Origin of the sequence: Agrococcus sp. HG114 (assembly GCF_024723325.1) — a bacterium.
Lineage (GTDB): Bacteria > Actinomycetota > Actinomycetes > Actinomycetales > Microbacteriaceae > Agrococcus.
On the sequence record NZ_JANQCH010000014.1, the window covers coordinates 16,705 to 30,557 of the forward strand.

At 72.5% G+C, this 13,853-nt stretch carries 14 protein-coding genes and 1 tRNA gene; 3 read left to right on the top strand and 12 right to left on the bottom strand.

Annotated elements, in window-relative coordinates:
* Positions 1–96: 96 nt before the first annotated feature.
* From NWP09_RS02970 to NWP09_RS02980, 4 genes are all read right to left on the bottom strand, one after another.
* Complete coding sequence (locus NWP09_RS02970) at positions 97–441, bottom strand: hypothetical protein (protein ID WP_258274058.1); 345 nt, start codon at positions 439–441, stop codon at positions 97–99.
* Positions 442–460: 19 nt separating this feature from the next.
* Positions 461–1,693, bottom strand: coding sequence for a tyrosine-type recombinase/integrase (locus tag NWP09_RS02975; RefSeq protein WP_258274059.1), 1,233 nt, complete (start codon positions 1,691–1,693; stop codon positions 461–463).
* Positions 1,686–1,922 (bottom strand): helix-turn-helix transcriptional regulator, encoded by a 237-nt coding sequence (locus NWP09_RS13525; protein WP_369010417.1) that lies wholly within the window; start codon positions 1,920–1,922, stop codon positions 1,686–1,688. Before NWP09_RS13525 ends, NWP09_RS02975 begins: the two co-directional genes overlap by 8 nt.
* Positions 1,923–2,154: 232 nt before the next feature.
* A tRNA-Ala gene (locus tag NWP09_RS02980) sits at positions 2,155–2,230 on the bottom strand.
* A gap of 80 nt (positions 2,231–2,310) precedes the next feature.
* Between NWP09_RS02980 and NWP09_RS02985 the strand changes: the two genes are divergently transcribed.
* The gene (locus NWP09_RS02985; protein ID WP_258274060.1) at positions 2,311–3,678 is read left to right on the top strand and encodes a TrkH family potassium uptake protein; all 1,368 of its coding nucleotides are present in this window, start codon (positions 2,311–2,313) and stop codon (positions 3,676–3,678) included.
* Positions 3,671–4,381 (top strand): TrkA family potassium uptake protein, encoded by a 711-nt coding sequence (locus tag NWP09_RS02990; protein WP_258274061.1) that lies wholly within the window; start codon positions 3,671–3,673, stop codon positions 4,379–4,381. Before NWP09_RS02985 ends, NWP09_RS02990 begins: the two co-directional genes overlap by 8 nt.
* On the opposite strand, the gene NWP09_RS02995 is transcribed toward NWP09_RS02990, so the two are convergent.
* The 7 genes from NWP09_RS02995 to pdhA all read right to left on the bottom strand — a co-directional run bounded on the left by NWP09_RS02995 (position 4,363) and on the right by pdhA (position 13,005).
* Entirely contained in the window at positions 4,363–5,187 is an 825-nt protein-coding gene (locus NWP09_RS02995; protein WP_258274069.1) for a CoA ester lyase, read from the bottom strand. The two genes, NWP09_RS02990 and NWP09_RS02995, sit on opposite strands and share 19 nt — an antisense overlap.
* Positions 5,188–5,216: 29 nt before the next feature.
* A complete protein-coding gene (locus tag NWP09_RS03000) occupies positions 5,217–5,759 on the bottom strand; it encodes a MaoC family dehydratase (protein ID WP_258274062.1) in 543 nt (180 codons plus the stop codon).
* Entirely contained in the window at positions 5,752–7,770 is a 2,019-nt protein-coding gene (locus tag NWP09_RS03005) for a biotin carboxylase N-terminal domain-containing protein (RefSeq protein ID WP_258274063.1), read from the bottom strand. Before NWP09_RS03005 ends, NWP09_RS03000 begins: the two co-directional genes overlap by 8 nt.
* Positions 7,771–7,775: 5 nt before the next feature.
* A complete protein-coding gene (locus NWP09_RS03010; RefSeq protein ID WP_258274070.1) occupies positions 7,776–9,413 on the bottom strand; it encodes a carboxyl transferase domain-containing protein in 1,638 nt (545 codons plus the stop codon).
* A gap of 99 nt (positions 9,414–9,512) precedes the next feature.
* A complete protein-coding gene (locus NWP09_RS03015) occupies positions 9,513–10,853 on the bottom strand; it encodes a dihydrolipoamide acetyltransferase family protein (RefSeq protein WP_258274064.1) in 1,341 nt (446 codons plus the stop codon).
* The gene (locus NWP09_RS03020) at positions 10,850–11,887 is read right to left on the bottom strand and encodes an alpha-ketoacid dehydrogenase subunit beta (protein WP_258274065.1); all 1,038 of its coding nucleotides are present in this window, start codon (positions 11,885–11,887) and stop codon (positions 10,850–10,852) included. The genes NWP09_RS03015 and NWP09_RS03020 overlap by 4 nt, the downstream gene beginning before the upstream one ends.
* Positions 11,884–13,005, bottom strand: a complete 1,122-nt coding sequence (gene pdhA, locus NWP09_RS03025; RefSeq protein WP_258274066.1) for a pyruvate dehydrogenase (acetyl-transferring) E1 component subunit alpha — start codon at positions 13,003–13,005, stop codon at positions 11,884–11,886. The genes NWP09_RS03020 and pdhA overlap by 4 nt, the downstream gene beginning before the upstream one ends.
* A gap of 175 nt (positions 13,006–13,180) precedes the next feature.
* Here pdhA and NWP09_RS03030 point away from each other — a divergent pair, with 175 nt between their 5' ends.
* Entirely contained in the window at positions 13,181–13,654 is a 474-nt protein-coding gene (locus NWP09_RS03030; RefSeq protein WP_258274067.1) for an Lrp/AsnC family transcriptional regulator, read from the top strand.
* An 8-nt stretch (positions 13,655–13,662) separates the two neighbouring features.
* Here NWP09_RS03030 and NWP09_RS03035 read toward each other — a convergent pair.
* A partial coding sequence (locus tag NWP09_RS03035) for a hypothetical protein (RefSeq protein ID WP_258274068.1) occupies positions 13,663–13,853 on the bottom strand: 191 nt, incomplete at its 5' end.

Genomic DNA, 13,853 nt, shown 5'->3' on the forward strand with positions numbered 1-13,853 from the left:
CCTGGGGTGTCGCGGAGTCGAGCCAGTGCGCCTTGCTGAGCACGCGACGGCAGCTCACGTGCTGTAGCGGGGGCCGCAACACTAGGGGTCGCCGGGTCAGCTACGTTGCACATAGGCGCGCGCCACCACCGCGACGTCGTCGATACGGCCCTCCGCGATGACCTCCGCGGGCGAGTAGTCATCCAGCGCGTCCTTCATGCCCATGAACCAGGCGCGGACGGTCTCGGGAGCTTCCACCTCCGCGACGATGTTCCAGACCGCCAGAGCCCCGGTGAGCCGCTCGCGCGAGCGCGGCGAGGGCGTGGAGCTCCTCCTGAGCCAGCTCGCCAGCGTGTGGCGACTCACGCCAATCGTCTGCGCGAGCAGCGGTCGCCCAAGCCCTTGGCTGAGGAAGCGCACAACCTCATCGAGCGTCGCGTCCGATGGCTTCACCTCTCCCACGCACCCCACCCTTTCGAAGTCAGTGGTCCGCTTCCGGCGGATCGTCGATGGCGTTCGCTTCGCGCGCCGAGCGATCCGCGAAGAGTCGGTTCAGCAACACCGCCGACTCTGCACCTGCCACCGGCGGGGGCGCGATGTAGTGTCGCTCGGTCGTTCGAATCGAGGCGTGTCCGAGCTGTTCCTTCGCACGATCGACACCGAGCTCAGCGGCGATCAGCGTCCCGACCGTGCGCCGGAACAGATGGGGGTGCACTTCCTTCGGATCGATCCCCGCTCCCTTCAGCACATCGTGCGCGTCCTCAGCGAAGTTGCGCAGCACGCGACGGAGATTGCCCGGCCGGATCCAGCTCCCGTGCCGGTTGGGGAAGACGGGCGCACCGCTGCTCGGGTCGGTCATGAGCGGCCCCAGCGCAGCGACGGCGAACTGCGGCAGTACCAGACGGCGTCGCTGGCGCTCGTCCTTGGGGTGCTCTTGCCAGTGCGGACGCCCGCTCTTCTCCTCGGTCAGCGTTGCCGCGACGAGGAGTGTCGGCGGGTCAGCGCTGAGCGCGACATCGCACTGCCGGAGAGCTAGCAGCTCCCCGACGCGGAGGCCCGTCGCCAGCATGACGTCGACCATCGTGGCGACCCGTAGATCAGGCAGCGGTCCAGGCTTGCTCCGGGTCTCCAGCCAATGGTGGAGGTGGTGGCGCAGGAAGGTCGCTTGCCCAGCGGTCAGCGCGTAGGGCCTCCGCGCGACACGTCGGGGCGCTCGCACCCGATCGACCGGGTTCAACTCGAGGACACCGACCCGCACGGCCTCATCGCACATCCGGCCGAGCGTGTCGTGCACGCGGCGCGCGCGTGCCGCGTCCGCGCGACTCAGCGCGAGGATCACCGCATCCACGACGCCCACGGTCAACTCCGCGAGCCTGATCTCGGAGAACGCGGCAGCCACGGCCCGACTGTCGTATTCGTAGTTCTCGATTGTCCGCTCGCCCTGGTGCCCGGCTGCCTGGAGACCAGCGATCCACCACTTCGCAAGGTCCGGCACCTTGGACGCTAGCGAGAGCGAGTGGTCCCCGCGCGCGCTGACGATCACTGTCTGCTTCATCTTGCGTTCAGCGGCTTCTGCGGTGTCCGCGGTGGCCCGCTTGAGATGCACGACTCCGCTGGCATCGCGGTATCGGCTGCGAGCCAGTACTCGGCCGTTCCGCTGGACATAGAAGCGGACGGTGCCCCAGGTGCCGGGCTCCAGCGGCGGCCTACCCATCTTGCTGCTCGAGCCACTCGATGACGTCGCGAACCGCGTACCGCACGTGGCGGCCAGCGCGGACGTACGCGGGTCCGCGACCGACTTGCCGCCAGTACTGGAGGGTCCGGCGGCTGACGTGGATAGCGGCCGCGAGCTCGCGCTCGGTCAAGAGGACACCGGGCGGGTGCCCGAAGAGGTCGAATCGCACGAAGCTCGCTCCGCTGGCTGGGGGGTGGTCGATGGTCACGCTAACCCCATAGCCGGTGCCAGACAGCGCGAACAGCGCAACGGTGGAAGCAACCGGTGCAAGCCAGTGCAAGCCCGTGCAAACCGGTGCAACGCGATGCAACGTGCGGCAAGCCGGTGCAAGCCCGATACACAGGCAGGGCGTGTCGCGCCGTAAGTTGGCTGGTACTCCGTACCCGGGAGCAGGTTCGCCACCAGCCCGAAAGGAAAAACCCCCGATCAGACGGGGGTTTTGGTGGATCTGGGGGGACTCGAACCCCCGACCCCCTGCATGCCATGCAGGTGCGCTACCAGCTGCGCCACAGACCCGTGCTGCTCTCGGAGCAACCCCATAACTCTACACCACGGCTGGACGCGGTGTCACATCGGCGGGCGTATGCTCGTCGCTCGTGCAGAGCACCAGCCGACCGAGGTCGAGCGTCATCCAGCTGTGGGAGCGGCAGCATCCTGCCAGACGCGTCTTCGCCGGCTTCGTCGCTCTGAACCTGCTCGGCTGGGGGCTGCTGATGCTCCCGGTCGCCAAGCAGGGACCCGGCGGCTCGTCGTGGATCGAGGCGCTGTTCACCGCCGTCTCCGCCGCGTGCGTGACGGGGCTGACGGTCGTCGACACCGCGCTGCACTGGACGCCGTTCGGGCAGGTCGTGATCCTGCTGCTCATCCAGCTCGGCGGACTCGGCGTCATGGTGTTCGCGAGCCTCATCGGCATCTTCGTGATGGGCCGGCTCACCCTCGGCTCTCGCCTCACGACCGCGCAGGAGGCGCACGCCGAGGGGCCGGGCACCGTGCGCACGCTCGTGTTGAGCATCCTCCGCATCGCGCTCACGATCGAGGGCGTCGTGGCGGTGGCGCTCTTCCTGCGCTTCTGGCTGGGTCGCGGCGAGGACCCGCTCCACAGCCTGTGGCTCGGGGTCTTCCACGCCGTCTCGAGCTTCAACAACGCCGGGTTCGCGCTCTTCAGCGACAACCTCATGGGCTTCGTCGACGACCCGTCGATCCTGCTCCCCCTCGCGCTCTCGACGATCGTCGGCGGGCTCGGCTTCCCCGTCATCGTGCAGCTGCTCAAGCACGGCTTGCGCGGCCGCCGCTACTCGATGCACACGTGGCTCGTGCTGACCGGCACCGCGGTGCTGCTCGCGGTCGGCACCGCGGCGATCGCGCTGCTCGAGTGGAGCAACCCTGGGTCGCTCGGCGCCCACCCGACCGGCGTGCGGCTCCTCGAGGCGTTCTTCCACTCGGTGCAGACGCGCACCGCGGGCTTCAACGCGCTCGACATCGGCGCGTTCGAGCCCGAGACGCTGCTCGTCATGGACGTGCTCATGTTCATCGGCGGCGGCCCCGCCGGCACCGCGGGCGGCATCAAGATCACCACGTTCGGCGTGCTCGCAGCCATCATCATCGCCGAGGTGCGCGGCGACCCGACGGTCACCCTGTTCGGCAAGCGGCTCTCCCGCGCGGTGCACCGCGAGGCGATCACCGTGGCACTGCTCGCCGTCGGCCTCTGCTTCGCCGCGACGGTGGCGATCATGGTGCTCACCGACTTCGACCACGACCGCGTGCTGTTCGAGGTGATCTCCGCCTTCGGCACCGTCGGCCTCTCCACCGGCATCACCGCATCCGTCGGCACGCCGAGCCAGCTCATCCTCGTGCTGCTCATGTTCGTCGGCCGCGTCGGCCCCATCACCGTCGCGACCGCGCTCGCCCTCCGCCCCCGCAGGCTCGCGTTCGAGCTCCCGAAGGAAAGGCCCATCATTGGCTAGGTTCCGCTCCCCCTTCGACCCCGCGTCGCTCGGCTCCGCGAGCTCCGTCGCCGTCATCGGGCTCGGCCGGTTCGGCGCATCCCTCGCGCTCGAGCTCATGGCGCACGGCACCGAGGTGCTCGGCATCGACAGCGACGAGACGGTCGTGCAGGAGCTCAACGGACGGCTGACCGCCGTCGTCACGGGCGACGCGACCCGGCCGGACCTCATCGAACAGCTGGGGCTCGCCGAGTTCGACCGCGTCGTCGTCGCGATCGGCAACGACGTGACCGCCAACATCCTCACCACGAGCCAGCTGCTGCGCGTCGGCGTGAAGGAGGTGTGGGCGAAGGCCCTCGACGAGCGGCACGCGCTCATCCTCCAGCAGCTCGGCGTGCACCACGTCGTGCGCCCCGAGGCCGACATGGGCCGCCGCGTCGCCCACATGGTGCGCGGCGCGCTCGAGGACTTCATCGAGATCGAGCCGGGCTACGCCGCCGTGCGCCTCGAGGTGCCGGCGGAGCTGACCGCGGTGCCGCTGCGCGAGCTCGGCCTGCAGGTCAAGCACGGCGTCGGCATCGGCGCGCTCAAGCGCGACGGCACCTGGATCCTCGCCAACCCCGAGAGCCGCTTCGAGCCCGGTGACACGCTGCTCGTGCACGGGCTCACGCCCAAGGTGGAGGCGTTCGCGGCGCTCGCCGCGCGTCAGCGCTCGCGCGGCTGAGCGCTCGCGGCGCGTTCGACGACGCTGCGCGCGTGGCGGAGGATCGGCTCGTCGACCATCTGCCCCTCGAACGAGAACACGCCCGGCTGCAGCGTCGCGGCGTGCAGGATGCGGCGCGCGAGGTCGAGCTCCGCGTCGCTGGGCGCGAACGCCCGCCGGTACGGCTCGACGTGGCTCGGGTGGATCGCCGCCTTCGCGCCGAAGCCCGACGCGGCCGCGTCGACCGCCTCGGCGTGCGCGCCCTCGAGGTCGGCGATGTCGGCGCGGATCGCGTCGATCGCCGTGATGCCGAACGCGCCGGCGGCGAGCAGGATGCGGCTGCGCGCGTGCCGCGCGACGTCGCGGTAGGCGCCGCTCTCGTCGCGGCTGGAGGTGCCGCCGAGCGAGGCGACGAGGTCCTCCGCGCCCCACATCATGCCGACGACCGCGTCGTGCGCGGCGAGCCGCTCGGCGGCGAGCACCCCGCGCGCCGTCTCGCACAGCACCACGACCCGCGCGCCCGGCACGCCCGCGACCACGCGGTCGACCTGCTCGGGCGCCTCGGTCTTCGCGAGCATGACCGTGCGGAAGGGCGAGGCGGCGACCGCGGCGAGGTCCTCCTCGAAGCCGTCGGCGGATGCGTCCTGGACGCGCACGATGGTGCGCTCGGGATCGAGCGTGGCGGCCCGCACGGCCTCGCGGGCAGCGGTCTTGGACTCGGGCCCGACCGCGTCCTCGAGGTCGAGGATCACCGCATCCGCCCGCTCTGCGGCCTTGCCGAAGCGGTCGGGCCGGTCGCCGGGGCAGAACAGCAGCGCCGGGCCCATGCCGAGCGCCGAGCCAAGCAGCGCGCCGCTCACGCGCCCGCCTCGGGGCTGCCCTGCATGAGCACCTGCCGCACGGCCTTCGCGACGACCTCGCCGCGCTGGTTGCGCGCGAGGTGCTCGAACGTCGCGATGCCCTGCCCCTGGCGCGACCTCGAGGGGCGCCTGTCGAGCACGCGCGTCTCGCAGTAGAGGGTGTCGCCGTGCCGCACCGGCGCGGGGAACGAGACCTCGCTGAAGCCGAGGTTCGCGACGATCGTGCCCTGCGTGAGCTGCCCGACCGAGAGGCCCACCATCGTCGCGAGCGTGTGCATCGAGTTCATGAGCGGCTCGCCGAACTCGGTCGTCTCGCTCCACGCGCGGTCGAGGTGCAGCGGCTGCGGGTTCATCGTGAGCGTCGTGAACAGCACGTTGTCGGTCTCGGTCATCGTGCGGCCGGGCCGGTGCTCGTAGACCACGCCCTCCTCGAGCTCGTCGAAGTAGAGGCCGCGCTGGCGGATGCGCCGCTCGGCTCCGGGCCCGTCCGTCGCGGTCGCGACGTCGGGCGCGCCCTCGTCGATCGGCGTGTCAGTCATGCTGCTCCCCCGCATCCGGCGTCACGGTCGCGAGCTCCTGCCCGCGCGTGACCTGCTCCCCGACTCTCGCATGCAGGTGCACGGTGCCGGCGACCGGCGCGCGCAGCACGTGCTCCATCTTCATCGCCTCGACGCTCACGACCGCCTGGCCCTCGGCGACGACATGACCGTCGGATGCGTGCACGGCGACGACCGTGCCGGGCATCGGCGAGGCGAGGCTCGGCTCTGCGGCCGCGCGCCCGCGCCGCGCTCGGGGCGGCGCCTCGACGAGCACGTCGCCGTCCGGCGTCCACACCCACGTGCCCTCGCCGGCCTCGAGCGTCGGGCGGTCGAGCTGCAGCCGCTCGTAGCGCTCGACCGTGCCGTCGGCGCGGCGCACCTCGATGTCGACGTCGCGCACCTCGAGGAACTGGTGCTCGCGCCGCTCGTCGATGCGCCGCACCCGCACGGTCGCGATGCCGTCGCCGTCGGCGAAGCGAGCGATCCTGCCTGCCGCGCCGCCGAGGCGCCAGCCGTCGCTCGCCCACGGGCCGAGCGCGCCGTGCGCGTGCCGCGCCTGGGCGGCCGCTGCCACGGCGAGCACCTCGCCGCCGTCGTCGAGCGCCCTCGCGATGCGCTCGCCCTCGCGGTCGATGAACCCGGTGTCGAGCTCGCCCGCGCGCACGCTCGGCTCGCCGAGCAGCGCGCGCAGGAAACCACGGTTGGTGACGACGCCGAACAGGTGCATGCCGCGGAGCGCGTCGCGCAGCCGCTCGATCGCCTCGGCGCGCGTATCGGCGTGCGCGATGACCTTCGCGATCATCGGGTCGTAGCTCGAGCCGACGGAGGTGCCCCGGTCGACGCCCGCGTCGACGCGCACGCTCGGCTCGCCCGTCCCCTCCTCGTCGGGCTCGGCCCGCGGCCACTCGACGTCGAGCACCGTGCCGCCGGTCGGCAGGAAGCCCGCCGCCGGGTCCTCGGCGTAGAGGCGCGCCTCGATCGCGTGGCCCTCGAGCCGCACGTCCTCCTGCGCGATCGCGAGCCGCTCGCCCGCGGCGATGCGCAGCTGCTGCTCGACGAGGTCGATGCCCGTGACCATCTCGGTCACCGGGTGCTCGACCTGCAGGCGCGTGTTCATCTCCATGAAGAACGGCTCGTCGGGCCGGTCGCCCGCGACGATGAACTCGACCGTGCCGGCGCCGACGTAGCCGACCGAGCGGGCCGTCTCGACGGCCGCCTGCCCGATCGCGGCGCGCTGCGCCTCGATGAGCAGCGGGCTCGGCGCCTCCTCGATGACCTTCTGGTGGCGGCGCTGCAGCGAGCACTCGCGCTCGCCGAGGTGGATGACGCCGCCGTGCCGGTCGGCGAGCACCTGCACCTCGATGTGGCGCGGGTTCGAGACGAAGCGCTCGATGAAGAGCGTGTCGTCGCCGAACGCGCCCGTCGCCTCGCGCCGCGCCGCCTGCAGCGCGGCCGGCAGCCGCTCGGGCTCGTCGACGCGGTACATGCCCTTGCCGCCGCCGCCCGCGGCCGGCTTGATGAGCACGGGGTAGCCGACCCGCTCGGCGCCAGCGATGAGCGCGTCGTCGTCGAGCCCCGCCTCGGCGATGCCGGGCACGGTCGCGACGCCGCGCGACTCGACCGCGTGCCGCGCCGAGATCTTGTCGCCCATCGTCTCGATCGCGGATGCGCCGGGGCCGATGAACACGATGCCGGCGGCCTCGCACGCGCTCGCGAACGCGGCGTTCTCGCTCAGGAAGCCGTAGCCGGGGTGGATCGCCTGCGCGCCGGAGGCGCGCGCGGCTTCGAGGATCCGCTCGATCGACAGGTAGGTGTCGCGCAGCGGGCCGCTGCCGAGCGAGACGGTCTCGTCGAAGTGGTGCGGATGCGGTGAGGGGTCGTCGTCGGCGCGCACGGCGACCGAGCGGATGCCCAGGCGCCGCAGCGTGCGCGCGACGCGGATCGCGATCTCGCCGCGGTTGGCGACGAGGACGGTGTCGAACAGCCGATCGTGCTGAGTCGTGTCGGTCATCTGCATCACATCCGGAAGACGCCGAAGCGCGGCTCGGGCATCGGCACGGCGGTCACGACGTCGAGCGCCATGCCGAGGATCCGCCGGGTGTCGGCCGGGTCGATCACGCCGTCGTCCCACAGCCGCGCGGAGGAGTAGTAGGGGTTGCCCTGCCGCTCGTACTGCTCGCGCACCGGGCGCTCGAACTCGGCCTGCGCATCCGCCGACCACTCCTGCCCCGCCGCCTCGAGCTGCTCGCGCTTCACGGTCGAGAGCACGGATGCGGCCTGCGGCCCGCCCATGACGCTCACGCGCGCGTTGGGCCACAGCCACAGGAACCGGGGGTCGTAGGCGCGGCCGCACATCGAGTAGGTGCCGGCGCCGAACGAGCCGCCGACGACGACCGTGAGCTTGGGCACCCGGGTGGTGGCGACGGCGGTGACCATCTTCGCGCCGTGCTTGGCGATGCCGCCGCGCTCGGCCTCCGAGCCGACCATGAAGCCCGTGATGTTCTGCAGGAACACGAGCGGCACGCCCCGCTGGTCGCACAGCTCGATGAAGTGCGCGCCCTTCATCGCCGACTCGGAGAAGAGCACGCCGTTGTTTGCGACGATGCCGACCGTGTGGCCGTGCAGCTCGGCGAAGCCGGTCACGAGCGTGTCGCCGTAGCCGGCCTTGAACTCGTGGAACTCGCTGCGGTCGACGATGCGCGCGATGACCTCGCGCACGTCGTACGGCGTCTGCAGGTCGGGCGGGATGACGTCGTAGAGGGTCGACGGGTCGACCGCCGGTGCCGCCTCGTCGTCGGCGAGCGCGCTGCCGCCGAGCGGCGCGTGCGCGACCCAGCCGAACGAGTGCGCCTTCGCGGGCACGGCGCCGGGGGCGGCCGCGCGATCGCCCGGCGGGAGCGACGCGACCATGTCGCGCACGATCTCGAGCGCGTGCTCGTCGCTCTCGGCGAGGTGGTCGACGACGCCCGACACCTCGGCGTGCAGCTGCCCGCCGCCGAGCGACTCCGCGTCGACGACCTCGCCGGTCGCGGCCTTCACGAGCGGCGGGCCGCCGAGGAAGATCGTGCCCTGCTCGCGCACGATGACCGTCTCGTCGCTCATCGCGGGCACGTACGCGCCGCCCGCGGTCGACGAGCCCATGACGGCCGCGAGCTGCGGGATGCCGAGCGCCGAGAGCTGCGCCTGGTTGAAGAAGATGCGGCCGAAGTGCTCGCGGTCGGGGAAGACCTCGTCCTGCATCGGCAGGAACGCGCCGCCCGAGTCGACGAGCGCGATGCACGGCAGCCGGTTCTCGCGCGCGATCTGCTGCGCGCGCAGGTGCTTCTTCACGGTGAGCGGGTAGTAGGTGCCGCCCTTCACGGTCGCGTCGTTCGCGATGACCATGACGAGCCGGCCGTGCACGAGGCCGATGCCCGTGACGATGCCGGCGCTCGGCGCATCCTGCCGGTCGTCCACGTCGTCGGCGTCGCCGTAGACGCCCCACGCCGCGAGCGGCGCGATCTCGAGGAAGGGGCTGCCGGGGTCGAGCAGCTGGTCGATGCGGTCGCGCGCGAGCAGCTTGCCGCGCTCGACGTGCCGCTCGCGCGACTTCTCGGGGCCGCCGAGCGCGACCTGCGCGAGCCGCTCGCGCAGCTGCGCGACGAGCGCCTCCATCGCCGCGCGGTTGGCGCGAGCCTGCTCGCCCGCGACATCGACGCGGGTGGTGAGTGCGTGCATGGCCCTACCGTGCCATGCCGCGGCCGAGAGCCGGCATCAGCGCGCCAGCGCGAGCGCAGGCCGCTCGAGCACCGCGGCGATGTCGGCGAGGAACCCCGCCGCCTCGCGGCCGTCGAGCACGCGGTGGTCGAACGAGACCGTCACCGTGCACACGTCGCGCAGCACGATCTCGCCCTCGTGCTCCCACGGCATGCGCCGCACCGCGCCGAGCGCGATGATCGCCGACTCCCCCGGGTTGAGGATCGGGATGCCGCCGTCGACGCCGAAGACGCCGACGTTCGAGATCGTGATGTTCGACGACGTGAGCTCGGCCATCGAGAGCGAGCCCTCGCGGGCTCGCGTCGCGCGGTCCTTGATCGCGGCGGTGAGCTCGACGGCATCCATCCCCTCCGCCTCGTCGATCGACGCGACCACGAGCCCGCGGTCGGTCGAGACGGCGATGCCGAGGTTGATGTGCGCGAAGCGCTCGAGCTCCATGGTGTCGGCGTGGAACGACGCGGTCACGTCGGGCCAGCGCTTCGCGGCGAGCAGGATCGCGCGGCTCGCGAGCGCGAGGAACGACGCGTCGCCCGAGCGGGCGAGCGCGAGCGTCTCGGTCACGTCGACCTGGTGGAAGGTCGCCGCGTGCGGCACGGTGAGCGCCGACTGCGTCATCGCGGCGGCGGTGTGCTTGCGCAGCCCCGTCACCTTCTCGCGCGTCGAGGCGGGCTGCGCGCTCGCGGGCGCGGGGGCGGATGCGGTGGCGGCGCTGTCGAGGTCGGCGCGCGTGACGAGGCCGTCGGCCCCCGTCGCCCGCACCGACTGGAGGTCGATGCCGCGCTCCTTCGCGAGCTTCCGCACGGGCGGCATCGCGCGGTTCGGACCGCGCCGCTCCTGCCGCACGAACGGCTCGACGTCCCACGCGCGGCGCTTGCGGGTCGGCTTGCCGCCGTGCACGGTGATGTGCCCGACGAGCACGGAGACCTTCTCGGGCTGCTCCTCGGGCGCGGGCGCCTCGCGCACCTCGGCGACCGAGTCGTCGGGGGTCGCGACCGGACCGCCCTCGGGCGACGGGGCGGGCTCGTCGCGGGCCGGCGCATCCGCCGCCTGCCCGGCGGAGCCGGTCGCGGCCTCGCTCGGCTCGTCGCCCGCGGGCGCCTCACCCGCGAGCTCGAAGTCGATGAGCGGCGCGCCCACGTCGACCGTCTCGCCCTCGGCGGCGTGCAGCTTCGCGATCGTGCCCTCGTAGGGGCTCGGCAGCTCGACGACCGCCTTCGCCGTCTCGATGTCGGCGAGCGGCTGGTTGAGCTCGACCGTGTCGCCCTCCTTCACGCGCCACGCGACGATCTCGCTGTCGGTGAGGCCCTCGCCGAGGTCGGGCAGCAGGAACGTCTTCATCGGGCGGCTCCCATCGCGGCGCTCGTGAGGCGGTCGTGGTCGAGGTCGGTGCGCGAGTTGCGGCGGCCGAGCGTGCGGTCGACCGCGTCGAGCAGCCGGTCGAGGCTCGGCAGGTAGTCGTGCTCGACCGACGACGGCGGGTAGGGGGTGTCGTAGCCGGTCACCCGCTCGGGGGCGGCCTCGAGGTGCGCGAAGGCGCGCTCGACGACCGAGGTGATGAGCTCGGATGAGACGGAGGACTCCGCGGGCGCCTCGTGCGTGACGACGAGCCGGCCCGTGCGGCGCACCGAGTCGACGACCGTGTCGACGTCGAGCGGCGAGATCGAGCGCAGGTCGATCACCTCGACCTCGATGCCCTCGTCGGCCGCGGCGATCGCGGCGCGGAGCGCCGTTTCGACCGTGGGGCCGTACGCGGCGATCGTCACGTCGCGGCCGCGCGCGACGACGTTGGCGGTCTCGAGGTCGCGCACGACCGCGCGGTCGACCTCGCCCTTCATGTAGTACTTGCCCTTCGGCTCGAAGAACAGCACCGGGTCGTCGCTCGCGATCGCGGCGCGGAGCGTCGAGTACGCCTCCTGCGGCGTCGACGCCGTCACGACCCGGAGGCCCGCGGTGTGCGCGAAGTACGACTCGGGGCTCTCGGAGTGGTGCTCGACCGAGCCGATCGCGCCGCCGTACGGGACCCGGATCGTGAGCGGCATCGTGACGCGCCCGCGCGAGCGGTAGCGGAGCTTCGCGACCTGCGCGACGATCTGGTCGAACGCGGGGTAGATGAAGCCGTCGAACTGGATCTCGGTCACGACCCGGAAGCCGCGGTAGCTCATGCCGATCGCGGTGCCGATGATCGCCGACTCGGCGAGCGGCGAGTCGATGACGCGCTGCGGGCCGAAGCGCGCCTGCAGGCCGTCGGTGACGCGGAACACGCCGCCGAGCTTGCCGATGTCCTCGCCCATGAGCAGCACGCGGTCGTCGCCCTCGAGGGCGTCGGCGAGCGCGGCGTTCACGGCCTTCGCGAGCGTGAGCGTCTCGGTCACTTCGCGCCCTCCGCGAGGCTCGCGACGAACGCGCGGTGCTCGGCGCGCTGGCGCTCGAGCCGGCGGGTCGGCTGCACGTAGACGTTGTCGAAGATGGCGTCGGCGGTCGGCGGCTCGGCGTGCTCGGCCGCGGCGCGGAACTCCTTCGCGAGCCGGTCGGCGCGGATCTTCGCCTCGGCGCGCACCGCCTCGACGTTCGCGCCCATCCGCTCGAGCGCGCGCTCGACGCGGTCGATCGGGTCCTTCGCGGTCCACTCCTCGACCTCGGCCTCGTCGCGGTAGCGCTTGGGGTCGTCGGTCGTGGTGTGGGGGCCGCGGCGGTACGTGACGGCCTCGATGAAGGTCGGGCCATGGCCCGCGCGGGCGCGCTCGACCGCGACGCGGCCGGCGGCGAGCATCGCGAGCACGTCGTTGCCGTCGACGCGCATCGACGGGATGCCGAAGCCGGTCGGGCGCAGCGCGAGCGGCACGCCCGACTGCACGCGCACGGGCTCCGAGATCGCGTACTGGTTGTTCTGGCAGAGGAAGACGACCGGGGCCTGGAACGCGGAAGCCCACACGAGCGCCTCGTTCACGTCGCCCTCGCTCGTGGCGCCGTCGCCGAACGCCGTGAGCGCGACGTCGTCCGACCCATCCATCTTCGCCGCCATCGCGTAGCCGACGCCGTGCAGGCTCTGCGCGCCGATGATGATCTGCGAGGGGGCCATGTTGATCTCGTGCGGGTCCCAGCCGCCGTGCGCGTAGGCCTTCCAGATGCGCGCGAACTCGCTCATGTCGGCGCCGCGCAGCAGCGCGAAGCCGTGCTCGCGGTAGGAGCCGAACACCCAGTCGCGCGGCTCGAGGGCACGGGCGGCGCCGACCTGCGCGGCCTCCTGGCCGAGCAGCGGCGGCCACAGCACGAGGTGGCCCTGGCGCGTGAGGGCGAAGGCCTCGGTGTCGAGCCGGCGCACGCGCACCATGTCGACGTAGAGGTCGGCGAGCGCCGTCTCGTCGATGTCGGCGAGGTGGGGGTCGAGCGTGGGCTCCGAGAGCCGGGTGCCGTCGAGATCGATGACGCGCAGCGGGCAGTCGAGGCCGAGGGCGAGCGCCGGGTCGGGCGCGGGCACGGTGATCGACACGAGCGAACCTCCTTGTTCGAAGCGCCTTGTGGGCGCCGGTCGGATCCGCCGGGCCGGTCACCCGGTGGATCGTGGCTCGACGCTACCCCCGGAAGGCACCTCGCGCAATCTGCGACACGCTCGCTGCGCTGGACGCGCATTCCGTGCGCCGCTGCGCTGCGCTAGATTGCGCAGCATGCGCATCGTCGATGACACCGACCGCCGGATCCTGCTCGAGCTCACGAGGCATCCGCGCATCACGAACGCGGCGATCGCCGAGCAGCTCGGCCTCGCCCGCAACACGGTGCAGTCGCGCGTCGCCGCGCTCGAGGCGTCGGATGCGCTGCAGGGCTTCGACCGCAGGTTCCACGCGGCGGCGCTCGGCTACCCGCTCACGGTGTTCATGGCGACGCACGTCGACCAGCCGCGCATCGACGAGGTCGTCGAGCAGCTGCGCCAGATCCCCGAGGTCGTGCAGGCCTTCGGCCTGTCGGGGCAGGCGGATGTGCTCGTGCGGGCCGTGTGCCGCGACGCGGAGGACCTCTACCGCGTCAACAAGCTCGTGCTCGCGTGCGACGGGGTGGAGCGCACCGAGACGTGGCTGTCGATGGGCGAGCTCATCCCGTTCCGGCTCGCGCCGGTGCTCGAGCGCGATCTCGAGGCGCGCTGACGCCTGCGCTACTCGGCGAGCTGCTCGCGCAGCGCCTCGAGCCGCTCGCGCAACGCGGGCGCGTCGTCGGCGGCGCGCTCCTCGAGCGAGGCGATGTTGAGCTCGGCGGCCCGGAGCGCCGTCGCCGCCGCGGCGCGCGCGAGGTCGGCACCGGCGAGCGCGTCGCTCTCGAGCGCGGGCTTCACGAGCGGCTCCGCCG

Bases quoted from the DNA above. Each gene is read 5' to 3' on its own strand.
- NWP09_RS03015 (WP_258274064.1), bottom strand. From the start codon at position 10,853: ATGAAGACGTTCCTGCTGCCCGACCTCGGCGAGGGCCTCACCGACAGC.
- NWP09_RS03030 (WP_258274067.1), top strand. From the start codon at position 13,181: ATGCGCATCGTCGATGACACCGACCGCCGGATCCTGCTCGAGCTCACG.
- NWP09_RS03000 (WP_258274062.1), bottom strand. From the start codon at position 5,759: ATGACTGACACGCCGATCGACGAGGGCGCGCCCGACGTCGCGACCGCG.
- NWP09_RS02995 (WP_258274069.1), bottom strand. From the start codon at position 5,187: ATGGGCCCGGCGCTGCTGTTCTGCCCCGGCGACCGGCCCGACCGCTTC.
- NWP09_RS03010 (WP_258274070.1), bottom strand. From the start codon at position 9,413: ATGGAGGCGCTCGTCGCGCAGCTGCGCGAGCGGCTCGCGCAGGTCGCG.
- NWP09_RS02975 (WP_258274059.1), bottom strand. From the start codon at position 1,693: ATGGGTAGGCCGCCGCTGGAGCCCGGCACCTGGGGCACCGTCCGCTTC.
- NWP09_RS03005 (WP_258274063.1), bottom strand. From the start codon at position 7,770: ATGACCGACACGACTCAGCACGATCGGCTGTTCGACACCGTCCTCGTC.